The following is a 24,333-nucleotide window of genomic DNA, read 5'->3' as shown; positions in this document are numbered from 1 at the left end:
AGTGGGAGAGCCGTTGCGGGGAAGGTCCTACTCGCTTTTCGGCTGGGCGCTGAGTGGAACGGGAAGGCGACGGGCAGTCTGCCAGCCGGAGGGCAGGTCGAACTCGCAGGCAACGGCAGCCAGAGCATGAATGGCCACCTGTATCTGCGTAGCTTCCGGCTTCCGAGTGGTCAGCACCTGCATCAGCATCCCCGGCGCCGCCAAGATCCGAGAGAACAACGACTCGCGGTGGCGTCCGGCCCAGCGGATGACCTCGTAGGCAATCCCGGCAACTACAGGCAGAAGCGCCAGACGGATCACGGAGCGAATCAGCGGTGTGGGCCAGCCGAAGAAGCAGCCAAGGATGATCTTGACCACAACCACCACGAGCAGAAAGGCCGTGCCACAGCGAGGGTGCAGCCGGCTGTGGCGCAGGCAGTTCTCCTCGGTCACGGCCTCGCCGGCCTCGAAGCAGTTGATGGTCGCGTGCTCCGCCCCGTGGTACTCAAAGACGCGCCGCACGTACTTCATCGCACTGATGCAGACGATGTACAACACGATCACCAAGAGGCGGATGCAGCCCTCCACCAGGTTGCGCAGCACGGACTCGCCGTAGGAGGCACCGGTGGCCATCTTCCCCATCGTCCAGTCCACAGCCCAGGTGGGCAGGATCACGAACAGACCCAGCGCAAGCACCGTCGCGAAGACCGTGGTGAGGGTCATGAGCACGGGGCCGATTCCTGTGGCAGGCTTGTCCGGCTCCGGGGCCGCCTTTCCCTCCTCCACGGCCTTTGCGGCCGCCTTCTCGTTCTCTTCCTGGGCGAGAACATCGGCCGAGAACTGCAGCGCCGCGAAGCCGAGAATCAGGCTGTCGACCATCGCCACGTTGCCGCGGATCAGCGGCCACTTGGCCCACTTGTGCTTGTCAGTGTAGTTCTCGATGGGTTTTTCGCCGACGACGACCTCCCCATCCTCCCGGCGTACCGCAACAGCATACCGGTCGGTCCCGCGCATCATGACGCCCTCAATGACCGCCTGGCCGCCGTAGAAGTGCTTCTCAGCACCTCCTGCAGGCTGCGTGTCGCGGTCCTCGGTCGTCGCCTCGCCCGTGGGTGTCTCGTCCATCGTCCACATACCTCAGGGGTAGCGCAAAGCCCAGGCGCCATGACGCCTGGGCCTGTCGGTTAGCCTCGCGCAGCTAGGACTTCTTTGTGTAGCGTTCCTGCAGACCGTAACGCTTGATGAAGCGTTCGACCCGACCCTCGGTGTCAACGATCTTCTGCGTGCCGGTGAAGAACGGGTGGCACTTGCTGCAGATCTCCACCTTGATCTCGGGCTTCGTGGAGCGCGTCATGAAGGTCTCGCCACAAGCGCAGATTACCTTGCACTCAACGTACTGGGGATGGATATCCGGTTTCATGGTGCCTCGTCTCCTCGATTGCAGCAGCCTCGCGGGCTCCTGCCCAAAGCAAGGCTGGAGTATACCACGCTACTGCCGTGTCCGCAAGGGGTGGTCTCCAAAGGTGAACACGACGAACTCAGCCCCGGTGTGCCTCGCCCGGGGTTGCCACGTATCGGTCCGGTCTCCGGCTAGTCCTTACCCAGCGCCATCCCGGAGCCACCGCTCAGGCGGCGTCCGGAGTTCGCTTCCTCATTGATCCGGCTCGAGACAGCCGCCAGCTTCTCACGCACGTCGCCCGACCCCTCGTATACCCGGTGCGAACCGGAGACTGTCCTCACCAGACGGCGGCTCTCCAGCCGGTCCGCCGGCGTCTCCTCAAGACCATCGTTTCGGGCGATCCGGGGTTCCGGGCGCGTCAGGGGCGCAGAGGGCCCACCGGAGCCCAGCGACCGCACACCGGTGACGCCCGTCGAGGCCATGCTCGCCGAAGGTGCCAAGGTGCGAAGGACGTTGGGGCGGTAACCCGCTCGCGGAGTGCTGGCCGTTCGACCGGCGGAAGCCAGTCGCGGTGCCTCGCGAGTGACCGGCGGCGCAAGGACGGCAACCCGACGCGGAGCCGAAGTACTGCCGCCCCGGACAGCCGACGTCGCCGCACTCGCCACCATCCTCGAGACAGGCTTGGTACCACGTGAGGGCGCTGCTACGCCACGGTTCGTCGTGGCTCTCGGAAGCCCCACAGTTGCCGCGGGGCCTGCTGCCAGTCGTGCCTCTTCCGGCTTCGCCAGGGTAGTGGCAGGCGGCGTGTTCACAGAAGGTGCGGCGACCGGCGTCCCCGGTGCGGGCGTTGCCGGCGCTTCAGTATCAAGGCGATCTGACGGGACGGTGGCAGACGCTTCCGGCTGCACAGACGGGGCTGATGCCACCGTGGCCGCAGGCTGAGGGCCGGGAACTCCAGGAGCGCTCGGCTGGTTCATGACCTGCACCACGCCGAAGCACAGAACCGCCATCGCAGCAATCGCCATCGTCGGAACAAGGACGCGGCGCCATCCTGATGCCGGCGCAAAACGGACACGCACCATCGGCGGAGCGGGTGTCGGTGCAGCCGATACCTCATCAGCAGCCACAGCCGCCAGGATCCGCGCCTTCAGCCCCTCACTGGCCACCACAGGCGGGGCCTCGCGCATGGCTTGCGCGGCTGTCCGCATCGCAACGTATTCGTAGAAGCAGTCATCACAGGCGAAGAGGTGGGCTTCGAGGGTCTCACGCTCAAGCTCATTGAGCTCGTCGTCGATGTAGGCACTGGCAAGCTCGCGCGCTTCCTTGCAGGCGAGCTTCCGTACGGGAATCGCCGTCGCCACAAACTGCAGGATGTGCTCAAGCAGGCCGGCCGGCGGCTCAAGGCGCTTGGCCCGCAAGAGCCAGCGCAGACGTTCGAGCTCCGCCAGGTGCTTGGCGCACGCATCGCAGCCAGCCGCATGCTCGCGGAGCCGCCGCAACTCCTCGTCGCTCGCGGCGCCGTCGATCAGGCTCTGCAACTCATAGGGATGTGGGCAGGTGGGCATCCGTATCGTTCGCCCGCCGAAAGGGCGAGCCCCATTCGTTTCGATACGTGCCTAAGGGTGCGTTGTAAGCCACGATGCAAGGCACTTGTTCCGTGACTCAATAGACAGACCTCGAGCCCCTTGGTTTCACCTGTTAGCCACTAGGATGCCGGAATCTTTTGTACCTGAGGAGCGCCCAGTAGCGCGGTGCCCCAGTCCGCCTCAGCGATCCCGGCCTGCGCCAGCAACTCCTCGTGGTAGCTGAACTCGCCAAACTCCCGCTTGCGGTGTGTGTCGGTGCCAATCGCAATCGGCACACCCGCCTCAACACACCTCTGCAGCATCGGAAGATCCCACTCCGGAACCTTGTAGTGGCAGTTGAGCTCGATCGCCGTCTCCGCATCGGCGGCCGTCGTGACCAGCCAGTCAATCAGGTCCATCGGTACCGGGCGTTCCTTCTGCTTCCACTCCCGGAAGGGGTGCGCCAGGGCATCCACGCCCGCTTCACACAGGTGCAGCGTTCGCGTCTTGAACTCGTCAATGACGTCTTCGAGCGGCAGCTCCTTCTTGAGGGCCCGGGCGCCATGGACAGCCCCGATGACGAAGTCCAGTTCGCCGAGCAGCTCCGGGTCGAAGACCAGCGTGCCATCGTAGAAGACATCCAGCTCCGTGCCGACGAGCATCCCACCCGTCTGCGCACCTCTCACCCACTCCGCGTAGTCCTGGCAGCGGGCCATGCCCTCGTCGTAGCCTTCCGCGAACTTCTCTTCTGCATCGTCTTGCCAGAAGCCCCAGGGGTGCTCCGGGCCGTAGAACAGTTGCGCGCTATGGTCGGTCACCGCAAACACCCGGTCACTGGTGCGCGCGATCTCCACATACATGGCCAGGCTGACGTCCTCGGCGCAGGCAGAGCGTTCCGTGTGGCAGTGGCAGTCAAAGAAGGTCATGGGCCCTATCCTCTGTTGCGTGTCTTGGTCTCCGAAGGCAGACGGTACCGCAGACCTCCGGGCACAGTCAAGCCTCCGGCATCTCTGCCGGAGGCGAGTAGTCGAGTGTAGTTGTGCAGCCTCAGAAGCTGCGGACGGTCGAGGCCTGGGATCGTCTCGCCGAGGCAAGCGCCAGCAGATCACTGGGGCCGGTGCGCCCGACGAGAATATACGTCACCCCTGCCGACTGCCACGCAACCATCGTGCCCCTCGGATCGCTGCGCACTGAGTACTCGACGTCACGGTACCTGACCGGCGTCAGCCCACACGAGTGCAGGATCTTGGGCGATACGACAAACTCGGATATAGGTGTGCGGTCGACCCGGTACAGGGTGTGCTCCGCCAGTTCACCCTCAAGCGGGAAGAGCGCTCGGGCCACCGGGACCCACTGCACGCCACCCGGACTGGGCGTCACCACGTCGCGCACGTTTGGCATCGGTGGTGTACTAGCCCGCAGGTTTGAGAAGGCGGCCGAGTGGGTGCGCAGGAAGACCGAGCTGTACCTGCTCGCCGACTGCAGCCCATAGGAGTGCCAGACCCCGGCCACGATCAGCAGTAGTCCCGCAAAGGCCAGCGCTTGCGTCGTATCAAAGCGCCAGTGCGAACCGTGCACGCAGGTGGCACGCCGAACGCCGTCTGCAGCATCCAGGGCACTGAGCATACGCTCCCAGGAACCTGCCGGAGCTTCCACCGGCTGAGCGCGAGCTCCGAGGAGCCGCTTACTCGCCAGGGTACCGCCGGCAACGGCGCTGCAGATCGGGCAGGTCACCACATGTGCCGCGATCCGTTTCTGCTCACGACCAGATGTCTCACCATCCACGAGGGCGTTGATCTCGTCTTCGGTGATGGGGCACTCAGGACTCATAGCGCAAACCTAGATGATCCCGTTGGCTCTGGCGTACTCGGCCAAGGACTCCCGCAGCAACCGCCTGCCACGGAAGATCCGGCTCCGTACCGTACCCAGAGGGATGCCGAGGCTCTCGGCGATCTCCTTGTACGACAGCTCGTGCATGTCCGACAGAATGACGGCCTCACGGAACTCGTCAGGCAGCGCCGCCAGCGCAGGTCCGATGGTCTCGTCCGGGATCCCGGCGAGAACCTCGTCCTCCGGAAGTGGGTCCTTGGAGGCTTCTTCCGCCACGCGACGTGTCCCGCCGTCGGTCAGGTCCTCCCACGCCATGGTGTCTGGCGTGCGACAGGCCCGTCGGTACCGGTTGATATGTGTGTTCGTGACGATCCGCAACAGCCAGGCCCGGAAGTTCGTGCCCAGGGTGAACTGATCGAAGGCCACGTAGGCCTTCATGAAGGCCTCCTGAGTCAGGTCTTCCGCATCCGCATAGCTGCCTGTCATTCGCAAGGCCGCGTTGAAGATGTCACGGTAATACTTGCCGGCTAACGCTTCGAACTGCTCGCGTCTCGCCCGCTGCTTTTTCTCTTCCCTGCCGGAGAAAAGGCCCACCCTAACTCCCTCTTTGCATGGGACAATCGGTGGCGGGTTCGGTCATCGCTACAACCTCAGTAACGTTGCCCCACAGCCGCCGAGTTCCCGACCTCCACAGTTTTGCGTGCCGTTCCCTCCCGCAGCCGGGTTCGAACCCCTGCCGCGGTCAATCCAAGCCCCCAACGACTACATCATACCCGCCGGCCACCACTACCATACATAAGCAGACCCTATTTGAGACGAATCGAGGCCCGCTCCTGTTCGGGCGTCGAGTACCGCTTCACAACGTAGCGCACATAGCGTCGTGACCACCGGAAGGCCTTCTCGACCGCGCTGCGCTCCTCCAGGAACGCCTCCTCCTCCGGCGTCACCAACTCCGGCGCCAGCCGTGACTTCAGCTTCACCACGGCCCGCCGGTCGTCATCGCAGATCCACGGGAATGCGACGGCCGTCAGCGGGCTCGACCCCGTCACGAAGGCTGCCGTGAAGTCCACCAGCGCCGGCTTGCCGTCGGGCGTCACCAGCGTGTTCTCCAGCTTCTTGAGGTCCCCGTGAACGATGCCGCGTGCGTGCAGGGCCTCCACCAGGGCCGACAACTGCTCGAAGAACTCCGCCGTGAGCAACTCCCGCGGCGCCGAAGTTATCTCGACCGACTCCAGGTACTCCGTCACGAGCGCGGAGGGACCGATCGTGCCGACCACTCGCGGAATGCCCTCGATGCCGGCCGCACGCTCGAAGGCCACCTTCTCGCGCCACACCAGATACGCACCCAGGACCCGCTTGAACAGCGGCCCCTGGTTCGCGTAGTCCTTAATCACGCACAGCTTGCCGTCCAGGTTAAGCAGGCGAACATCGGGACGCGCTCGTTCCCCGGGACGCAGCACGCGTACGGTCAGACTATCGATCTGCGAACGTTCGAAAGGATCAGCCATATCGCTACTGGTGGCGGCACCCCGACACGCCTGCCCCCCGGGGTCCTGGCTCCACCTAACTCCCCTTGAGTTCCGGCTCTGTCTCCTCGCGTGGCGGCGCCCACTTCGGCGCGGAGTAGATCGCGTCGTAGGGGCATTTCCGGCACTCCAGACAATCCACGCAAGTGTGGCTGTTCACCTCGCGACGCGGATCAATCCCCTGCGGGCAGTTCTCCACACACCACAAGCAATCCACGCACTTTGCCCGCTCCCACCGGATATCCCAGGCGCTGAACCGGTGGAAGAGCGCAAAGATCGCACCCAGCGGGCAGACTACCTTGCAGAACGGACGCCGCCAGAAAAGCATCGCCACGAGCGTGCCGAGAAGGATGACCTGCTTGAGCCACCACCACTCGCGCATCATTGGGCGCAACTCAGGGTGCAGGAGCGGCTGTAGCAGGCCGCCTTCCAGCGCTCCCTGCGGGCACAGCTTCGAGAACCACGGCGTGTGCGTGTAGTACGGGATGACAAAGACCAGCGCGACCAGGATCAGGTAGCGCGGGTAACTGAGCCACTGCGGTAAGGGTGCCTTGGCCTTCCGCAGCCGCCCCACCTGCTCCTGCAGCCATCCGAAGGGGCACAGCCACCCACACATCATCCGGCCAAACAGGCTGCTGAATAGCAGCAGCGTGCCCAGAGCGTACACCGGCAGCGCAGCCAGCACAGCCCGGACCGGGTTCGTCGCACCGGGAACCGTGTAGCCAGCGTCACTGCAGGCGTTCTGCAGCGCCCCAATCGGGCATGCGAAGTTGGCCGACGGGCAGGACCAGCAGTTCAGTACCGGGTAGCAGAAACCCTTCCAGCCCCGCAGAAAGAAGGAGTTGGCGAAGACCACAGAGGCAACCTGCACTGCAAGCCGATTCCGCAATACCCAGGGGAGCTGCCTTGGGGAACGCCCACGTCGTGCCGGCGGTGCAATCGATCCGTCGCCCGGTGATACCCCAGGCGGATTGGACCCTCGATCCTGGTTGCCGACCTGTGGATCGCTCATGCGCGTAGGACGGCCTCTGCGGGAACTGCACCGTCAGATCGAGCCCGCTCACTCAGAGGAAGCTTCCGTGAGGCCGATGCACGCGGTGCACAGGGCAGTCGCGTGGCGGAACACGACCTTCCACTCACCCCGGCTAAGCCCGGCAGCCATCAGGGCCACCGCTGCCACTGCCGCCACGACCCACAGATGACGTCTCACCGCAACCTCCCGCAGCGCTGCACAGAGCCGCCTCGGCCAACCAGGGAAGGCCGGTCCTCGACTGTCAGGGACCGTCTCAGCCGCAGATCGACCGCAGGAAACTCAGGTCCTCCTCCAGGGCCGACGCCCGATCCTCGCAGTTGTCATAGGGGAACTCGAGGGCGATGGCGCCCTGGTATCCCGCCTCTTTGAGCATACCGATCAGGACCGGGTAGTTGGCAACTCCCGTTGCCAGCGGGACACGCCGAACAGGGTCAGAGGGATGCTGAGGGATGTCGACGTAGTTCTGCGCATGGACGTGTGCCACCCAGGGCATCACCATGGACAGCCGCTCCTCGCACGACTGACCGTCCTTGTGCGAGGCGATCTGGAAGTTGACCTTGAAGTTGTCGCGCCCGATCGCCTCGACCAGGCGAATCGTCGACGGACCGGTGTCTGCCAGCGTCCCGGCATGCATCTCTACCACAAGGGTCGTGTTCAGCTTCGCAGCACGGTCGCAGGCCTCCCGGGCCTCACTGACCGTGGTGCGCCAGACCTCCTCCGTAGCCTGTGCAGAACCAACATCTGAGGCCCAGACGCGCACCAGGTTGGTCTTGAGCCAGCGCGCCACGTGAAGCGTGTCGCTGAGGTTGACATCAGCCTCGTTGCGGGTCCGACCAAAGCGCAGATACGACCCCAGCACGTAGGGAGTCACTCCACGGCTGTCCAGCAGTTTCCGCGACGCACGCATGCGCGTCTCGTCAAACCGCTCAGACACGTGAGGCTCGCGTCCCCACATTTCGATCCCGTCGAAGCCGAGCTTCCTGGACACGCCGAGCGCGTAGTCCAGGAGCTTGTCCCGGAACGCGATCGTGCACAGAAGCAACCTAATCCCGTTCGGACTTGCCTCGCCAGGCATGTTGGTGTTCGTCATGGCTGACTCTCACTGAGCATAGGGTGGGCGCAAGGGCCCTGTCTGTGCTGATCGGCACACTGCTTTGCCACAGACTGACGTGAGGCTAGACCTCCACCTCCACCGGTTGACCCAACTCCGCCGACTTGTGGATCGCCACCAAGACCGCCGTGTTCCGCACTCCGTCTTCGGGGGTCACCAAGGGCTTCCTCAAGCCCGCTACACAATCTACAAAGTGCCAGATGCTCTCGAACCCGAAGCCCCTGGGCTGCCCGTGAATCTCCATCGCGACCGAGACATCGGGATAGACCGCGCCGGGCGTCGAGGAGATCGGCAGGACCGGCTGGCTCGAGTATTTCTCCACCATCCGGTGTGCGATGCAGTCCAGAAGGCAGGTACCCTCAGACCCGATGACCTCGCCCCGGAAGTCGCAGACGGTGGGCAAGGCATCCGACATGATCCAGCAATTCTCAATGTGCGCGACGCCGCCGCCCTTCAACTCACAGATCGTGTGGAAGAAGTCCGGGGTGTTGACCCCGCGGGCTGCCAGAACACGCGACCGGCTCACGGAATACACCCGCACAATCTCATCGTTGAACAACCAGCGCACGACGTCGACCGTGTGCGACCCCAGGAACCACACCACCGTCGAGGTCCCGCCCCAGGAGAGCATGCCTGTCGGGACATAGATGGTGTCGTTGAGCCGGAGACTGATCATCTGCGGCTCGCCAAGCTCGCCCTGGTCGATGGCCGCCTTCACCTGACAGATCGCCGGATTCCACCGGTTGTGGAAGTCCGTCATGACCATTACGCCGTTGGCCTTCGCAGCATCGGCAATCGCCTGCGCCTCAGCCACACTGGTCGCCATCGGCTTCTCAAGGAGCACGTGCTTGCCCGCTTCACAGGCGGCCACGGCGATCTCACGGTGCAGAAAATCAGGAGTGACAACGGAGACGGCGTTGATGTCCTCGCGAGCCAGGAGTTCCCTGTAGTCGGTCGTCGCGAAGTCCACACCGAACTGCGCCTTCCGGTCCTTGAGCCGTGCTTCGTTCTGGTCGCAGATCCCCCGCAGCTCCGCCAGTGGGTTACTAGTGTAGGCCCGAAGATGCGTCTCCCCCCACACACCAAGTCCGACGATGCCAAAGCCCTTCTTGGCGCACGACATCCGGATCCCTCCCGATATCACGGCAGAACGAAACGGCCATCACGAGGATTATACGGGAAGGCGAATCGCGTTGTCAACGCGCGTCGGCCCCGCCCTGTTCACACTTGCGAAGATACCTTATCTGCAGGCTGTGAAACCCGGCCGAGGGCCGGTCTGAAGGCCCAATCTACGCCCTGAATCGGCCGTGCTGCGGCTTTGCCGGTGCCCCTCTACTGCACGAAGTACCGGTACCGCAACAGATTCGCCAGCTCGTCTTCCGGGTCGAGCTTAAGGGACTGACGGAGCGCGCTGCCGGCCTCCTGGGCCTTGCCTTCCACCAGACTCAGGGCGCAGCACAGGGCGTAGCCATACCCCGAGTGCGGAGCCAGGCTGAGGCCCTGCTCCAGCAGCTTCCCTCCGCCCTCATCGTCGCCCCTTCGCAGCTTGTACCCGGCCATCGCCAGGTAGCCCAGCGCCTCCTGCGGGAACTGTGTCATCGCCTGCTCGAAGGCTTGGCCGACCGCTTCCTGGTTCCCCTGCCGGTCGGCGATCTTGCCTAGCAGAATCAGGTCCTCGGGCGCCGGCATCACAGCCATGCGCTTCCGCACCAGACGGTCCATCTCTCCCCAGTCCTCCGCCTGATAGGCCAGCCCCAGCAGGGCATTGTAGTTCTGGCGGTCGAAGGGGTTCAGCGTCACTGCCTTGTCGAAGGTCGCCTTCGCCAGCTCATTCTGGCCCGCCAGGAACTGCATGATCCCCAGCAGGCTGCCCGTGGTACGCAGGGAGTTCGGCCAGCGCTCGGTGATCTTCGTCAGGGCCTCCGCCAGCGAGCGGAACTCCTGGTTGATGCGCTCCTCCGAGACCGCCACCTGGGGCGCACCGGTCAGGAACAGCACCGCCGAGGTGCTCTGGACGAAGCTGGACCACAGGGCAACGCCCGCGTCGGAATCAGCCAGCTTCTGCACCTTCGCCGCCGCGACTTCGGCATCGGCACCCAAAGCTTGCCACACGGATTCCTCCTGGCCGGCAGCGCCCAGCGCCGCGAACAGGGTGCCGATCACTGTCTCAAACTCCGCCCGGCGCACACGGGGCTCTTCAGGGGCCACACGCAGGGCCTCGGCCAAGTGCTGCCTGGCTTCGCGACCGAGCTTACTGAGATCGTCTTCCGTCGCTCCCGGGGGACAGACGGCCCGCATCGCCGCCGCAGTCTTCTCCCAGGGCACCAACTCGACCATCGCCCGAATCGGCGCAGACTGCCGCAGGGCCTCCGTTGTCACCGGTCCCTGCTGCGCCGCCATCCAGTGGCCAAGCTCAGTGTACAGATGGCTGGCAGCCGTCTGCACAAACCGCGTGTGCGCCTCCCACTTCTGTGGCTGCAGCTCGCAGGCCTTGCGCAGGGCATCGAGCGCCTCCGGCCGCTTCCCGCTGGAGCCAAGGGCCTCACCCAGGGCCACCAGCAGCGCATAGTCCTTCGGGTCTGCCTGTGACAGCCGCCCGTAGACCTCACTGGCGGCACCAAACACGGCCTTTGCCTCGGTGCCGCGATCCGCGGCCTCCAGTGCGCGCCCGTACTCGAGCAAGGTGGCCGCCTCATCGCGACCGGCTTTGGCTGCCTCGACCTTCTTCGCGGCCGCTTCGAGCCTCGTCAGTGCGACCGGCACCTCTTCCTTCGTATCGAGAAGGTACTCATTGAGGCGGACGGAGGCCTGGTACTGGATGTCCAATCTGGGGGGAGAGATGTCCGACCTCAACCGCGCCACGTCAATCTTCTCCAGCGGCGCCCCAACACGCTCGGGGAAGATCCCGGGGCGTTCACTCACCACAAACTCCAGCACGAGCCCGGTCTGTCCGTCGGGGGCAGGGGTTAGGCGGGGTTTCACTTCGCTGAACCAGCCGGTGTGGCGGAGTGCCGAGACCGACTCCGCGATCTTGTCCTCCACCGGCGGCCCGCCGGCCTTGACCGTCACCAACCCGGCAACTTCTTCGGGTTTGACGACCCTTAGCCCGGTCACGCACAACTCGCTGATCTGCGGCTCAGCCACCGTGAAGACGACTTCGCCTGCCGTCGATACCCTCAGGTCACTGACCGAAGCCTTCAGGCCCTTCTGGGCATAGGCTTCTGCGACCCGCTGGGCGTCACGCTGCAGAAGCCGCTCATTCAGGAACAGCCCCGGCTTGGTGGTGATGGCCGCCGTCAGGTCGTCGCTGGACATCAGCGCATTCCCGACGAAGGTGATCTTGGATGCTCGCCGCAACTCCTTAACCGTCACCAACAGGCCCGCGCCTCCGGCCATCGGGGAGGGCACCACCTGAACGCTGTCAAAGTACCCCAGCTTCATGATGGCCTGGCGGACGGGCTCAGCCACGTCCTGCAGCGTTGCATCCTTGGGACTCTGCGCAAGGGCCGCTTCGGCCGCTTGTCGAATCGTCTCCGTCTTCACTTCCTGGTTGCCGAGAACCTTGACCTGGGCAAGCCGTCCCGGAGCCGCCATCGACGGAAGGCAACAGACACACCAGGACAACACGAGAAGAAGGGTGACGAGGCCGGTCCGCCTGCACGATGGGGTCATAAGGTGCTCCTGCGCGAGAAAATGACGGCTGTATCAGTTGTCTCAGAAGCGGTGCGGGCGACGCGGCCTGCAGCCGGGCACGACCCTTAGGACGGTTTACCCTCACGCGCAGCCACGGCGGCCTCAGCAACACCCCGTACCAACTCCGGCTGCGACTCGTCCTGGGCCGCCTTCGTCACGATCTCCTGCGCCTCGGGGCAGTCGAGGCGCGTCAGAGCCTCAATCGCTGCCCAGCGCACGTCCTCCTCGGGGTCGGCCAGAACGCGTCCAAGGGCCTTCGCCGCACGAGCGTCGCCGATCTCGCCCAGGGCACGGGCAGCCGCCTGTCGCACCGGCCACCCGGGGTCGTTGAGCAGCCGCACGAGCAGCTCCACACTGGCGAGGTCCTTCATGATCCCCACGGCTCGCGCCGCGGCACCCCGAACTCCCGCATCCGGACTGGTCAGCGCGAGCCGCAGCACCGGAAGCGCCGCCGGATCGGTGTTCACGCACAAGGCCTCAGCGGCTGCGCGTCGCACTGCATACTCATCGTTATCCAGCGCCGCAATCAACTTCGGGATCGCGCGCGCATCCTGAAGCTCCTTGAAGGCCCAGGCCACCGTCTCACGCACACCGGGCGAAGGGTCGTCGAAGTGCGTCAGCAGGGCCCGTATTGCCGTGTCGCCGCCGATCTCACGCAGGGTCCAGGCCGCCGAGCGACGCACGAAGGGCATTGGATCGTGCAGCAGGGCCACCACCATCTCCACAATCATCGGATCGCCGATCTCACGAAGTGCCCAGGAGACCGCTGCACGCACGTTCCAGTTCTCGTCGGAGAGCGCATCCACCAGCGCAGGAACCGACGCCCGGGCCTTGAGACGGCCGAGACCTCGTGCCGCCTCGCGTCGCTCGTTCCATTCCCGTGACTTGAGGCCCTCCATCAGCGCCGCCAGCGTCTCCTGCGGCACCGGTGGCGGCATCTCACTGACGACCTTGCTCAGACGGGCAGCGAAGGACGCCAGGCCATCGGCGGTCGGCTCGAGAGGATAGGTGATGAGCTGTGCCCGGGCGGGAGGCAGCGGGCTCTGCGAGCCCTCGCGGCCGACCAGCAGGATCGGCCGGTCGGCATGGACGGCGTACCCCAGTTGGTACATGACGCTCGGGTCCCGGCCGGTGATGTCCGCGACAATCAGCTCAGCCCGGTCGATGCTCTGGTGGATCGTGTCGGTGAAGGGTGCGGCAAGGAAGAGGTCTTCTCCTCGCACGCAGCGGTAAGTCTTCGACAAGGGTGGCGTCCCGAAGGCCGCCGCCACGCCGGCGGACCAGACCTCGGCGTAGAATGGATCGAAGGGTACCAGTGCCAGGCAGAGCGCGTGCTGTTCGTCCATGCCCGTACCCACTCCCCTAAAGTGCGTCATGTGTGGTGTAAGCGCCCACACGAACCGGGCGCGTTCTGCGGTGGTGCTCCCTCTGGGTCCCTCTGCGCAGCTCTAGTCTGTCTTCGGGCGCGGTGCAAACACTCCATCTCGATCTGCACCCGGGTTGAGCGTCAGCCGACGCACTGAAGCCGAAGCCACCTCCACCAGGTACAGCTCCGGGTCGCTCTGCCGATCCGACACGATCAGCAACTGCTTGCCATCCGCCGAGACATCGCACAACTCATCGTTATAGGGGCTGCGGGTCACATTCGCAAGGTTCTTCCCGTCGATGCTCTCGCGGCACACCTGCAGGTTCGACTCGAACTGCCAGGAGAAGTACACATACTGACCATCGTGACTGAACACCGGCCGCCCCTCGGCGATTGGGTTTGCATTGAGCCGCCGGACCGTCCCGGTGCCCAGCTCAACCAGGTATATCTTCTGCACCCCGTCCCGGTCGCTCAGGATCGCGAGCCGTCGCCCATCGGGTGACCAGCTTCCAACCCGGTTGTTCCCTGCACCCCGCGTGATCTGGCTCGTGAAGCCGGTGTCCAGCGACACAGTATACACGTCCCAGGCTCCCCCACGGTTCGACTCGAAGGCAATCTGTCGGCCCTCGGGCGACCACACCGGGTGGCTGTCAGCCGCCGAGTTGTCGGTGATGCGCTGTACCTCACTGCCGTCGAGGGTGGTCACATACACTTCGCGGTTCCCGTCGCGCTCCGACACGAAGGCGATTCGGCGACCATCGGGCGACCATGCCGGCGAATCGTCCACAGCCGGATGGGCCGTCAGCCGAATCAGCCCGCCACCGTTCACATCCATCGCATAGATATCGGTGTTGCCTCCCCGTTCCGAGGCGAAGGCAATCCGACCGGCTTCCCTTCCTCCGCTGTAGTCCGGCCCCAGCCGAATCCGCTGGATCGCGCGCGCCGACTCAATCGCCTCCGGGCTCTGCGGGGCGATGCGGATGACCTCGCGGAACTCCTCCACTGCCTTGTCACCGGCTCCTACCTGCCGGTACAGCCAGCCCAGAGCGTAGTGCGCCTCCATGTACTTGGGGTAGAGCTGGACCGCCGCCTTCATCTCCGCAAGGGCCTGATTCACCGCCCCCGTCCGCTTCAGGCTCATACCCTTCTGGTAACGCTTGACGGCAGACTCCGGGGCCTGAGCCCAGCAGGTCACCGTCAGGCTCACCAGCACTGCAAGAGCGATCACAAGCTTGCTTCTAGGCACGATGAACGCGCTCCGTATCGCCGTGACGTGTGGGACTCTCTGTGAGCCGCTGCAGGCAAACCTCAATCGAACACGGTGCCCTCTCGCCACTCCCGCCAGGTCGTCTCATACCACGAGTCGTCCTCCGGAAGCGGACGCACGGGCGTCACCAGGGCCTTGAAGTGCCTGCCATCCTCCGCATGGACCTCCAGGACCTCCTGGCGCATCGGCAGATTCTCGCTTCGGTGCCGCAGGCTCTCGCCCTTCGGCGTCGCCACCACCCGGTCACCCTCTTCGTCCAGGACGACGTAGGCGCCTCGTGACCCTCCGCCACGCTCAATCAGGTTCTGCAGGGCCGTCAGGAAAGCGAGGTGAGTGCGGCACAGATGCTCGTTCTCCAGCGCCGCAACCAACTGCTCCCGTCGGTGCAGCTTCTGCCCTACCGTAGCAATCCTCTCGCAGAGCACTTCCGCCTCCCGCAGGGCCTTCTCCACACCCTCCCGGCTTCGCACCTGGGAAGCGTACTCGGTCATGCGCTCCTGGATCTCTCGCCGGACTTCGCCCACGTTCGGCGCGTCGGCACCCGCCTTCAGGTACCGGCCAATCTCTTCCCTCTCCGCCTCAATCTGCGCTCGCACTTCCTCCGGGGACGGAAGCTCCCCCGTCTTCCCCGTTGACTGCTGGTGCGCGATGTACTGAGCCACTCGCAGGCCGCCGACCTGCCCGGCATTCAGTGCACTCCCGCCGGGTCGCACGCCATGGGTTCCGGCGACCTCACCAATCGCAAACAGGCCGTCCACCTTCGTCCGCCACCACAGGTCCACCGTCAGGCCACCGTTGCAGTGTTGCGAGCAAACCGCAACCTCCAGCGGTTCGTGCAGGTCCACGCCGTGCTCGGTGTAGATCTCGATCGCCGCCGGGTTCATGTGCTCCAGGCGCTCGTAAGGCGTCGCCTGTAGCGCCCCCGACCGCTCCAGGTAGACGCGAGCTTCCGGTTCGAGGTTCTCGAGGCTGAACTCCTCCAGGTTGCCGCCACTTACCGGGTTGCGCAGGAAGTCCATGTAGACCTTGCGCCCTGCCCGCGTCTCGTTGAACACCGCGATGTCCACGAGGGAGGAGCCGTAGTCCAACAGCCGCTCCGCATGGAAGGGCCACTGGTAGCCCTTCAGGAAGATGTTCGTGGCCTCCTGGCGCATCGACTGGAAGTAATCGTTGAGGAAGTACCGCACGTCTCCGCCGGCCGTATCGGTGCTGAAGTAGCAGGGGATCACCTGCTGGTAGGTGCCCGACAGGTTCCAGCGGAATCCCGTTGAGGCCAGTCCGAACTGCGACTCGGTGAGGTTGCTCGCCTGGCAGCCGACTTCCAGCGCCAGCCCGTGACTACCGACCTGGCCCGGCGGATACACCGAGGTCTTGTACAGCTCCCCGGGACCTCCCGTGGCCAGAACAACCTGCGGAGCCAGGAACACCACGAGACCGGTGCTCTTCTCCGCCAGGCGTGAGCGATCCAGGGCCAGCACGCCGACGATCCTGCGGGCTGTCGGGTCGCTTCCGACGGGCGCGGTCAGCAGCCGGATTGCCTCGAAGCCGTCGAAGATGGGCGTCCCCTTCCGCCGGACCTTCGCCAGGCTCTTCTCGACCATCTGCATCGAGGTCTTCGGGCCTGCTGAGGTAGCGCGCTGCCGCGGGTCGTGGTCCGTCTTGTAGCCCACGTAGGCCCCGTAGCGATTGTGCGGAAACCCCACCCCGTTGCGCACCAGGTGGAAGAACTCCGGCAGCGATCCCAGGCCCTCGACGTAGGCCATGTCACCGTGGCACATGCCTCCGGCAACCAGCGACTGCGCGAACTCCATCGGGCTGTCGGCGACGTCGCCGAAGACCCCCATCTTGTAGTAGGTCTGTTTGTCGGAGCCCGAGTTCGCCGAGGTCCCACTTCCCAGCCGCGAGGTGAGTAGTGCGATGTCCGTCACACCCAGCTCGTGGAGGTGCTCGGCGCAGTTCAGGCCGGCGGCGCCGGATCCGATGATGACTGCCTGGAACTCCTGCACAGGCAACCGCTGGCCGCCTACCTCAAGTTCTTTGATAGCGGACATGTCCCAACTCCTCAGAAGGCCTGCAAGGCACACCACCAGGTCCCGCTCCTCCAGCGCCAGGCCGTAGGGCCACTCACTTGGTGCAGCAGTCGGAGGGTGCCTCTTCGCTGCACACAGCTTCTTGTTCTTCGGTCTCCGCCACAGCCTGCACCTCCGTCGTGGGTACCAGGTCGCGCTCCATCTGCAGCAAGTCAGCAGGCCAGTTCTCGATGTGCCAAGACCCCATCACTTCGTAGCCCAGGGCCTCGTAGAAGCCCTTCAGATGCGGCAGGCAACCCAGGCGCACACGGGTGTAGCCGCGTCTGCGCAGTTCCTCCTCAAGAAGCCGCACCAGGAGCTTCCCTCGGCCCTGCCCCTGGTTAGCCGGGGGCACAGCCACACGGTTCAGCCAGCCCTTGGCGGGCACCTCCTGGTCGGGTGAGCATCCACCGCAGCCAACAGGAAGGTCATCTTCATACAACACAAACATGGTGATCCGGCGTTCCACCATGTGCTTACGAAGGTGGGCGGCAGTCTCAAAACTGGCGTAGTTGGGGAGCTTCTCTCGGGTAATCCCCCACTGCTGGGCAACAGGGCAGAAGGCCTTGCGGATGATCCTGGCCATCAGCGCCACCTGCTCGGGCATGGCGGGACGGAGTTCAACACGGGGTGAATCGCTCATTGGGTCGTCCTCGGAACGGCGTCAACTCGTCTGCGGCGCCGATGCGTCGTGGCTTCACAAGGGGCAAGCACACAACGAGGCCCAGCAGTCCGTGGCCGCTGGGCATCCTGCACTCCCCTTCACCTTATCCCGTCGTGTACCCCCCTTGTCAAGTACCCTTTCCGCAATCCCCTGTCCTGCCGTCGGCGGGCAGTCCGTACCCCGCACTAAACCCCGGGGTACGCTGGCCGATATCCACTCCGTAGCTCGTCTGTCGCCGTCCCGTTACAGACGCGAGAGAGCTTGTCACAACCCGCCCAAGTCAGGTTTTGTGTTTCCTCCACCCTCCTGGCGGCTAGAATAGACCTGCTGGGTGGGGGCAGATCACTGAGTGGGGAGTTATGCCCTCATGAACGGTACGGCCTTGATTGTGGAGGACGATCGTTACCTCCATGAAGCCTTAACAGATGCCCTTACGGACGCGGGGTTGGCCTCTGTCGCAGTGAGCAGCGGGGCGGAGGCCTTGGCCAGAATGCACGACGAACAGCCGAATCTCGTTCTGCTTGATCTCAGTCTGCCGGATATGGACGGGCTGGACGTATGCCGTGAGCTGAGACGCTTTTCCGTGGTACCTATCATCATGCTCACGGGACGAAGGGGCGACATCGACCGAGTGGTTGGGTTGGAGGTGGGCGCAGACGACTATCTTGTTAAGCCTTTCCAGCGTGCCGAACTGGTCGCCAGGGTCCGGGCTCTGATGCGAAGAGTCCGCGAGTACTCCCAGCGGCAGCCGCAACGCGAACTCGTGGCAGGCCCGCTGGTCATCCGTCGTGACCGCCGCACGGTCTCCTGCGACGAGCACGAGGTTACGCTCACGCCCAAGGAATTCGACCTGCTCTGTGCTCTTGCTTCGCGTCCTGGGGAGGTCATTCCGTCGAAACAGTTGCTGTGGGAAGTCTGGGCGTACCCGGAGGGCATTCGTACCCGTACCCTCGATGTTCACATCGGGCGCTTGCGCGGCAAGCTCGAAGAGAACCGGAAGAGCCCTAAGCTCATCATCACGGTGCCCGGTGTCGGATATAAGCTGGAGGCCGCTGCCTGACCCCCCGCAGGTAGTTTCCGGCTTCTCAGCGAAACACCCTGACGGCTTCTAGCCGTCAGGGTGTGTTTTTCTGCGACGAGTGTCTCCGTGCCTCTGCCGACGGTCAGGGGAATCCCCTTGACCGTCCCGGTGTTACTGGTATTGTATGCATAGACATTCGTGACTACGCCGCCATGGTTGCACGGGCAGCCGGGTGGTCATCCCTGATGGGGGTTGTGTTCCATGCGACGCATCGCGCCCGCCTTCCTGATCCTGGCTCTTCCCTTCCTGTGCCTGCCGCTAGGGGCTCAGCAGGACGAGGGGTCCGGCACCACGTCGAGCTCCTCGTCGGACCGCCAGGAGGCCACTCGGTCCGACAGTGACCGGGCTTCCGAAGCGGTGCGCGCACTCATGGGCGAGTCCGCGAAGCCCCGCTCCGGCAGCTCCGAGACCTCCACCACCCGCAACGGCAGCAAGCCTTCCTCCACCTCAACCCACAAGCCGGCAGCGCCTCGCGATAGCAGCCGCACGACTACGTCGCGCCCCTCTTCCACCTCTCGCACCGAAGGCGCCACCGGGACGGCCGTGCCCGAGGTGCCTGCGGTCCCGACGACACCCATGGCGCCGGCTCCTGCTCAGCCGCTTGCTCCGCTCCCACCTGCACAGGACAACGCCACGGTGCAGCCTGTGGCGCCGCAGGTCCCGATCAACGACTACCGTATGCCGCAGACCCAGCAGCCCGCGGCAGACGCTTCGATCACTCCCGAGAGCGCCAACCTGGCGGCACCGACCGCGCCGGAGGCCCCGGCAGGCTCTCCAGCTACAGCCATCATTGTGGGCCTAATCGTCCTGGCCGTGCTGCTTGTTGCCCTCGCCGCAGTGGTTGGGGTCATGGCGGCACAGCGAGCGAAGACGACAGCTCCGGCAGGCGCTCCGGTTGCCGCTGCGGGAGCTGCGGTGCCCGCCGGTTGGGCCTATCTCACCGCTCCGGGCGCACCGAATATCAGCCTCCAGAAGAGTCCCTTCCTGGTCGGCAGCTCAGCCGACTGCGACCTGCGCCTGGCCGACCCGAAGGCATCACCGCAGCATGTAAGAATCGCCCGCACCGAGGCCGGGTATGTGCTGTCCGACCTCAACAGCCTCAACGGGACCTTCCTCAACGGCGAGCGTATCGCCAGTCCCGTCACTCTCAGACCCGGCGACCAGATCCAGATGGGCGACATCAGCGTCACCTTTGAGATCTACCTGGGCTAGTCCCAGCCGGCCATCACTATCTTAGATTGCGAGGCGTGTCGCGTCATGCGTCCGTGCATGTGGACCAGCATCTACTACGAACTCTCACCGGAAGAGGCCCTGCGTCGTATCGCAGAGGCCGGCTGGCAAGCCGTCGAACTCTCCACCGAGCACCTGGAGGTCCTGCGCGACGCGCCGGATTCCCAGGCCCGACTGGTCTCCCTGCGCCAGCTTGCCCCCTCACTTGGGGTCGCCATGCCGCAGGCCCATCTGACGATCACTGCCAACGTCGCGCACATCGACCCTGAGCGCCGTCAGCATGACCAGGAGACCATCCGCCGCGACCTGCAGGTGCTGGCGACCCTGGGCATTCCCACCGGCGTCTTGCACACCGGCGGCAACAAAGACCTGGGGAGCTCGGCGCAGGTCCGTGAGCAGCAGGAGATCCGCCTCCGGGCTGTCAGCGACCTCGCCGACTGCGCGAAGTCCCTTGGCGTCCGCATCGCCCTGGAGAACGGCACTGGGCGCAGCAAGGGTCCTGAGGACTGCGCCGGCTGGGGCGGTTCAACGGCTGACGTCCGCGAACTGATCGGCCAGATCGGCTCGCCGGCGCTCGGTATCTGCCTGGATACCGGTCATGCCATCCTCGAAGGCTGGGACAATGTCGAGGCCGTGCGGACCGCCGGCGACCTGCTTATCGCGCTGCACATCGCCGACAATGACGGCTCGGGCGACCAGCATCGCATCCCCTTCGCCTATGGCAGCAAGGCGGACTGGCCCGCAATCATCGCCGCGCTCAGGCAGGCCGACTATCATGGCCCCTTCAACCTTGAGATTCCCGGCGAGCGCGGTCGGCCCCTGGTGATCCTTGACGCAGCGATCCGCTATGCCCTGGAGGTCTGCCGCGTGCTACTCGGCGACGGCGTCGCCACGGCCTGATCACGGGCCCAACGGACAGGAGGGACAGTCGCCGCGATGCAATCCTACCCGCTCTTGCCCTCAATCAATGAACCCCGGCAACGCCGTGTGGCAATTCTCAAGCCTTCCCTGTCGCCTGGCGAGGTCTGGCCGGTAGCCAATCTGGTCGGCCCTGGCGTCATCTCCCGACTCTGGCTTGGTCCCTCCTGCAGCCTGCCCGGGGTGGTCCTCCGCTGCTCCTGGGACGAGGACGCCACACCCAGCATCGAGATACCGATATCCGACCTGCTCGGCGGCGGCAACTTCGATAGCCTGGCTCTCGGCACCACGACTAACGGGGGCATCGCCCTCCGACTGCCCATGCCCTTCCTTCGGCAGGCGCGGGTCGAAGTGGCCAACCTGGCGGCGGATAGCCTCCAGCCCGACGAGCCTTTCGCCGTCCATCTCGACTACGACGTCCACAAACCCGAGGAGCTCACGCACAGCCCGGGAATGCTCCATGCCCAGTGGAATCGCGAGACGACCTCCGGCACCGGTCCCCACAGCCTCTGCTTTGCCCGTGCACAGGGCCAGGGCGCTTTCGTCGGCGCCGTCCTCCAGGTTCGGCCCTCCTTCGCCGACGTGGACTGGCAGGAGCTCACGGGCGAGCTCCATGTGATCGACGGCCTGGGTCGCACCCATGCCCTGTCGGGCACACGGGCCGCTGACTACTTCGAGGGTATCGAGCAGCAGGCCGAGGGTCCCTGGTCCCTGCGACGCTTCCACCTGGGCAGCCCACTCCAGTTCCGCTCCAGTCTCTTCTCCCAGGTGGGTGTGCCCGCAGGGGATTGCCGCTCCGTCGCCTTCTGGTACCAGCACGAGCCGCACCGCGACTTCATGACCCCGGTGGAGGCCGAGGCGCTGGCACCGGAGGCAACCCTCTCGGCCGGAGCCCGTGATCTCCCACCAGGGCCCCAGGAGACCATCGAATGGCTCTGCGGCGACGGTGCCCGCAAGGTCATCAGCCGTCTCAGTGTCCTCGATCTGAACGAGTACCGGTCGGCCTCGGAGCGTTTTCAGGACGGCGAAGAGGTCCTCTGGACGAGCTTCCACTGCCCGGAGACGCGAAGCGGACAGCTCTATGTCAGCTACGATGACCGGGTGCGCATCACCCTCAACGACCGTGTGGTCTTCGAGCGCGAGCGCACCGATGGCTTCGGTCTCGACCCGGTGGCGGTCATGATCCCCGCCGGCGAGAACAAGATCCGCATCGAGACCACCAACACCATGAACACCAATGCCCATACCTGGGTCATCGGCTTCCGCATCGCCAACAGCGAGGGCAGAACCATCGAGCAGATGGAGTTCGCCACCTACCCGGCGATCCCATTGCGGGAAGCCTGATCGCCCTCAAAGCTGGAGCCTCAGCGGCGCCTTCGGAACTCGGAGGCGCCGCTTCGTAACAAAACCGCAGCCGCCTGAGAACCGCCCACCTCGGCCACGGGAGGCCTGACCCCATGGACCCTGTCTTCCGGCTGTCAGCCCTGTTCTCCCTCGTCGCCCTCTTGCCCACTCTAGCCCCTTCACAGGCAGCCAACCTCTCCCCTGAGGACCGCGCACGAATCGCCTCCTCCCTGCAGGGGCGAGTGCCTGGGCTGCTCGGGCGCTACCAGCTCTGGGACGCCACCAACCGCAACGGTATGGGCAACTCCGATGCCAAGACCTCCGGCGGCCTGGGCTGGGGTGAGGCAAGCTACCTGCGCGACTACCTCTACTGCTACGAGGTCAGCCAGGACACCTACTGGCTCGACAAGTTCGTCAGCCACTGGGACCGGATGCTGGAGAGCCTCAGGCCCAATCCCCAGGGCTTCCGGGCCTGGAGCGACGCCGACTACTCGGTAAGCGTCATCGAGGCCAAGCCCGTGGGTGACGTCGGCGCTCTGACGCTGACACCGACTTCTCAGCGACCCTGGTCGCGAGCAGATCAGCCAAAGGCGACCGGTCACCGCTACCTGATCACCTTCCCGGCGCCGGACTCCTATGTCATCACCGACGCGACCACGAGCCAGGAGATCGCTCGCGCGGCCTACACGGGCACGGTGCAGATCACCCAGATTCCGCCCGCGCAGCTCACTCTCGCCGGACCGGCCAAGACCGGTGCGACCTTCGAGGTCACCACTCTTGCACCCGAGCCCTGCGAGTACCAGGTCCATGACGGGATGGTCACCTACCGCCTCGCGCAGTTTCTTGAGCTGGTGACGAAGTCCCCCGGGCTGCAGACCAAGTACGGCGCGAAGGCAGCCCAGTACCTGGCCTTCCTCGACCGCGACGTGCTGCAGAAGTGGGAGAGCACCTGGCTCGACCTGCCTGATGGAGCAGGCCTGTACAAGTTCAGCGACAACCCCACGCAGCGTTTCCCCGGCGGCAGCCTCCCACACAACCAATACCTCGCCCTGGCGCGCACCTGGCTGGTGCTGGCAGACTTGCCCGGGTACGCGAACGCGGGTCTGTGCCGTCAGCGTGCAACCGCCATGGCCCGCTACTTCAAGCAGAATCTGCGGCTGGTGAAGGACGCCTACGACTGGTACTACTGGGACCCACTCCCGACCGAGGACCTCCGCCGGCATACCGAGGACTACAGCCACGCGACGATCGACATCAGCCTCGCCCTTGAGGCCTGCCGCCGTGGTGTGGTGTTCGATGAGGAGGACCTCCGGCGTTTCGCCCGCACCTACGTTGACGTGATGTGGAATCAGGATTCCACAACGCCGCGCTTTGGGAGGGCCGTCAACACCCGTCAGGGCGATCAGGTCGCCTGGTCGGACTGGGTCGAGCTGGCACCCGCTGACCTTCGTGTCTGGGAGGTCGGCCTGGCCCTGTACCGCTCCATGAAGTACGCCACGTCCCAGACCCCGACCATGCTGTATCTGTATGACCAGCTAGTCGGCGTGTCGGAGCAGGACCGCGCTGCCTGCCGCGAGACCACCGCCGAACTGACGAAGCCGGACAAGTCCGTACTCCTGAACCCCGGCTTCGAGATCGGCGACGCGGATGGCCCGCTCCTGTGGGCGGGGTCAGACTGGTCTCCCGGCACAGGTCAGAGCCAGGTGCAGCGGGTTACCGGCGGGCATGGCGGTCAGGCCTGCGTGGCCCTGGTCGGCAAGGGCGACAAAGTCAACCTCGTGGTGCAGTCGACCCGTCGCGAGGTGCCGGCGGGAGCCTCCCGGCTCGTGGCAACTGTCTGGTATCGCACCGAGGGGGCCGCAGTGCCACGCCTCTCGATCCTGGGCTACGACGGCGCAGGCAAGCGCTTGCAGTATGACGACGGCCCCGTTCTGACGGCAGCGAAGGACTGGACACAGGCGCAGCAGAGCTTCGAGCTCAAGCCGGGCGTGGTGGCCTACGAGCTACTGCTACGCAACGCTGCGGTGGGCACGGTGTGGTATGACGACGTGACGGCGACCGGGGGCAAGTAGCCTGCGAGCTTCCCGGTCGGTGACCGGAAGCAACCGACACCAGGGCCTCGCCTGAGGGGGGGGGAATCCAATCTGAGGAAACAGCAAAAGCCGCGCGAGCAGATAACTCGCGCGGCTCAATGCGTCACCTGTTGAAGGTGCTAGTCGACTACGTAGGGCAGCAAAGCCATTTCGCGCGCGAGCTTC

21 protein-coding genes are annotated in these 24,333 nt (G+C 65.1%); 5 read left to right on the top strand and 16 right to left on the bottom strand.

All coding sequences use genetic code 11. The features are described 5' to 3' along the window. Positions 1 to 27: 27 nt before the first annotated feature. The 16 genes from ABFE16_14990 to ABFE16_14915 form a co-directional block, all read right to left on the bottom strand. Positions 28 to 1,104: a DUF1385 domain-containing protein gene (locus ABFE16_14990; GenBank protein ID MEN6346604.1), complete on the bottom strand. Its 1,077-nt coding sequence runs from the start codon at positions 1,102 to 1,104 to the stop codon at positions 28 to 30. 73 nt (positions 1,105 to 1,177) lie between these two features. Then, positions 1,178 to 1,399 (bottom strand): 50S ribosomal protein L31, encoded by a 222-nt coding sequence (gene rpmE / locus ABFE16_14985; GenBank protein MEN6346603.1) that lies wholly within the window; start codon positions 1,397 to 1,399, stop codon positions 1,178 to 1,180. A 170-nt stretch (positions 1,400 to 1,569) separates the two neighbouring features. After that, a complete protein-coding gene (locus tag ABFE16_14980; protein ID MEN6346602.1) occupies positions 1,570 to 2,943 on the bottom strand; it encodes a zf-HC2 domain-containing protein in 1,374 nt (457 codons plus the stop codon). 140 nt (positions 2,944 to 3,083) lie between these two features. Further along, positions 3,084 to 3,869, bottom strand: coding sequence for a hypothetical protein (locus ABFE16_14975; GenBank protein ID MEN6346601.1), 786 nt, complete (start codon positions 3,867 to 3,869; stop codon positions 3,084 to 3,086). 121 nt (positions 3,870 to 3,990) lie between these two features. Beyond that, positions 3,991 to 4,773: a zf-HC2 domain-containing protein gene (locus tag ABFE16_14970; protein MEN6346600.1), complete on the bottom strand. Its 783-nt coding sequence runs from the start codon at positions 4,771 to 4,773 to the stop codon at positions 3,991 to 3,993. A 9-nt stretch (positions 4,774 to 4,782) separates the two neighbouring features. Next, the gene (locus ABFE16_14965; protein MEN6346599.1) at positions 4,783 to 5,367 is read right to left on the bottom strand and encodes a sigma-70 family RNA polymerase sigma factor; all 585 of its coding nucleotides are present in this window, start codon (positions 5,365 to 5,367) and stop codon (positions 4,783 to 4,785) included. Positions 5,368 to 5,579: 212 nt separating this feature from the next. Then, positions 5,580 to 6,281: a hypothetical protein gene (locus ABFE16_14960; GenBank protein MEN6346598.1), complete on the bottom strand. Its 702-nt coding sequence runs from the start codon at positions 6,279 to 6,281 to the stop codon at positions 5,580 to 5,582. A 55-nt stretch (positions 6,282 to 6,336) separates the two neighbouring features. Further along, on the bottom strand, positions 6,337 to 7,170 hold the full coding sequence (locus ABFE16_14955) for a 4Fe-4S binding protein (protein ID MEN6346597.1): 834 nt from the start codon (positions 7,168 to 7,170) through the stop codon (positions 6,337 to 6,339). 189 nt (positions 7,171 to 7,359) lie between these two features. After that, entirely contained in the window at positions 7,360 to 7,509 is a 150-nt protein-coding gene (locus ABFE16_14950) for a CD1871A family CXXC motif-containing protein (GenBank protein MEN6346596.1), read from the bottom strand. A 76-nt stretch (positions 7,510 to 7,585) separates the two neighbouring features. Beyond that, positions 7,586 to 8,422 (bottom strand): sugar phosphate isomerase/epimerase family protein, encoded by an 837-nt coding sequence (locus ABFE16_14945; GenBank protein MEN6346595.1) that lies wholly within the window; start codon positions 8,420 to 8,422, stop codon positions 7,586 to 7,588. A gap of 85 nt (positions 8,423 to 8,507) precedes the next feature. Further along, positions 8,508 to 9,566, bottom strand: a complete 1,059-nt coding sequence (locus ABFE16_14940; GenBank protein ID MEN6346594.1) for a Gfo/Idh/MocA family oxidoreductase — start codon at positions 9,564 to 9,566, stop codon at positions 8,508 to 8,510. Positions 9,567 to 9,775: 209 nt separating this feature from the next. Further along, positions 9,776 to 12,115: a POTRA domain-containing protein gene (locus tag ABFE16_14935; GenBank protein MEN6346593.1), complete on the bottom strand. Its 2,340-nt coding sequence runs from the start codon at positions 12,113 to 12,115 to the stop codon at positions 9,776 to 9,778. 86 nt (positions 12,116 to 12,201) lie between these two features. Next, positions 12,202 to 13,482: a HEAT repeat domain-containing protein gene (locus ABFE16_14930; protein ID MEN6346592.1), complete on the bottom strand. Its 1,281-nt coding sequence runs from the start codon at positions 13,480 to 13,482 to the stop codon at positions 12,202 to 12,204. A gap of 102 nt (positions 13,483 to 13,584) precedes the next feature. Further along, a complete protein-coding gene (locus tag ABFE16_14925; GenBank protein ID MEN6346591.1) occupies positions 13,585 to 14,748 on the bottom strand; it encodes an LpqB family beta-propeller domain-containing protein in 1,164 nt (387 codons plus the stop codon). 62 nt (positions 14,749 to 14,810) lie between these two features. Then, the gene (locus ABFE16_14920) at positions 14,811 to 16,820 is read right to left on the bottom strand and encodes an FAD-binding protein (GenBank protein MEN6346590.1); all 2,010 of its coding nucleotides are present in this window, start codon (positions 16,818 to 16,820) and stop codon (positions 14,811 to 14,813) included. A gap of 73 nt (positions 16,821 to 16,893) precedes the next feature. Then, a complete protein-coding gene (locus tag ABFE16_14915; GenBank protein ID MEN6346589.1) occupies positions 16,894 to 17,481 on the bottom strand; it encodes a GNAT family N-acetyltransferase in 588 nt (195 codons plus the stop codon). A gap of 388 nt (positions 17,482 to 17,869) precedes the next feature. On the opposite strand from ABFE16_14915, the gene ABFE16_14910 reads away from it, so the two are divergent. The 5 genes from ABFE16_14910 to ABFE16_14890 all read left to right on the top strand — a co-directional run bounded on the left by ABFE16_14910 (position 17,870) and on the right by ABFE16_14890 (position 24,147). Then, positions 17,870 to 18,562 (top strand): response regulator transcription factor, encoded by a 693-nt coding sequence (locus tag ABFE16_14910; GenBank protein ID MEN6346588.1) that lies wholly within the window; start codon positions 17,870 to 17,872, stop codon positions 18,560 to 18,562. A gap of 222 nt (positions 18,563 to 18,784) precedes the next feature. Further along, a complete protein-coding gene (locus ABFE16_14905; GenBank protein MEN6346587.1) occupies positions 18,785 to 19,795 on the top strand; it encodes an FHA domain-containing protein in 1,011 nt (336 codons plus the stop codon). Between the two features lie 45 nt (positions 19,796 to 19,840). Next, complete coding sequence (locus ABFE16_14900; protein MEN6346586.1) at positions 19,841 to 20,713, top strand: sugar phosphate isomerase/epimerase family protein; 873 nt, start codon at positions 19,841 to 19,843, stop codon at positions 20,711 to 20,713. A 36-nt stretch (positions 20,714 to 20,749) separates the two neighbouring features. Further along, positions 20,750 to 22,075, top strand: a complete 1,326-nt coding sequence (locus ABFE16_14895; protein ID MEN6346585.1) for a DUF2961 domain-containing protein — start codon at positions 20,750 to 20,752, stop codon at positions 22,073 to 22,075. A 113-nt stretch (positions 22,076 to 22,188) separates the two neighbouring features. Then, positions 22,189 to 24,147 (top strand): hypothetical protein, encoded by a 1,959-nt coding sequence (locus ABFE16_14890; GenBank protein MEN6346584.1) that lies wholly within the window; start codon positions 22,189 to 22,191, stop codon positions 24,145 to 24,147. Positions 24,148 to 24,333: the final 186 nt, after the last annotated feature.

The sequence above is a fragment of the Armatimonadia bacterium genome (assembly GCA_039679385.1).
In the GTDB taxonomy this organism is placed as follows: domain Bacteria; phylum Armatimonadota; class Zipacnadia; order Zipacnadales; family JABUFB01; genus JAJFTQ01.
This window is presented reverse-complemented; position numbering and strand designations above follow the sequence as displayed.

Coding starts and splice junctions, on each gene's coding strand:
- ABFE16_14990 (MEN6346604.1), bottom strand. CDS start 1,104: ATGGACGAGACACCCACGGGCGAGGCGACGACCGAGGACCGCGACACG.
- rpmE (MEN6346603.1), bottom strand. CDS start 1,399: ATGAAACCGGATATCCATCCCCAGTACGTTGAGTGCAAGGTAATCTGC.
- ABFE16_14980 (MEN6346602.1), bottom strand. CDS start 2,943: ATGCCCACCTGCCCACATCCCTATGAGTTGCAGAGCCTGATCGACGGC.
- ABFE16_14975 (MEN6346601.1), bottom strand. CDS start 3,869: ATGACCTTCTTTGACTGCCACTGCCACACGGAACGCTCTGCCTGCGCC.
- ABFE16_14970 (MEN6346600.1), bottom strand. CDS start 4,773: ATGAGTCCTGAGTGCCCCATCACCGAAGACGAGATCAACGCCCTCGTG.
- ABFE16_14960 (MEN6346598.1), bottom strand. CDS start 6,281: ATGGCTGATCCTTTCGAACGTTCGCAGATCGATAGTCTGACCGTACGC.
- ABFE16_14945 (MEN6346595.1), bottom strand. CDS start 8,422: ATGACGAACACCAACATGCCTGGCGAGGCAAGTCCGAACGGGATTAGG.
- ABFE16_14940 (MEN6346594.1), bottom strand. CDS start 9,566: ATGTCGTGCGCCAAGAAGGGCTTTGGCATCGTCGGACTTGGTGTGTGG.
- ABFE16_14935 (MEN6346593.1), bottom strand. CDS start 12,115: ATGACCCCATCGTGCAGGCGGACCGGCCTCGTCACCCTTCTTCTCGTG.
- ABFE16_14930 (MEN6346592.1), bottom strand. CDS start 13,482: ATGGACGAACAGCACGCGCTCTGCCTGGCACTGGTACCCTTCGATCCA.
- ABFE16_14920 (MEN6346590.1), bottom strand. CDS start 16,820: ATGTCCGCTATCAAAGAACTTGAGGTAGGCGGCCAGCGGTTGCCTGTG.
- ABFE16_14915 (MEN6346589.1), bottom strand. CDS start 17,481: ATGAGCGATTCACCCCGTGTTGAACTCCGTCCCGCCATGCCCGAGCAG.
- ABFE16_14910 (MEN6346588.1), top strand. CDS start 17,870: ATGAACGGTACGGCCTTGATTGTGGAGGACGATCGTTACCTCCATGAA.
- ABFE16_14905 (MEN6346587.1), top strand. CDS start 18,785: ATGCGACGCATCGCGCCCGCCTTCCTGATCCTGGCTCTTCCCTTCCTG.
- ABFE16_14900 (MEN6346586.1), top strand. CDS start 19,841: ATGCGTCCGTGCATGTGGACCAGCATCTACTACGAACTCTCACCGGAA.
- ABFE16_14895 (MEN6346585.1), top strand. CDS start 20,750: ATGCAATCCTACCCGCTCTTGCCCTCAATCAATGAACCCCGGCAACGC.
- ABFE16_14890 (MEN6346584.1), top strand. CDS start 22,189: ATGGACCCTGTCTTCCGGCTGTCAGCCCTGTTCTCCCTCGTCGCCCTC.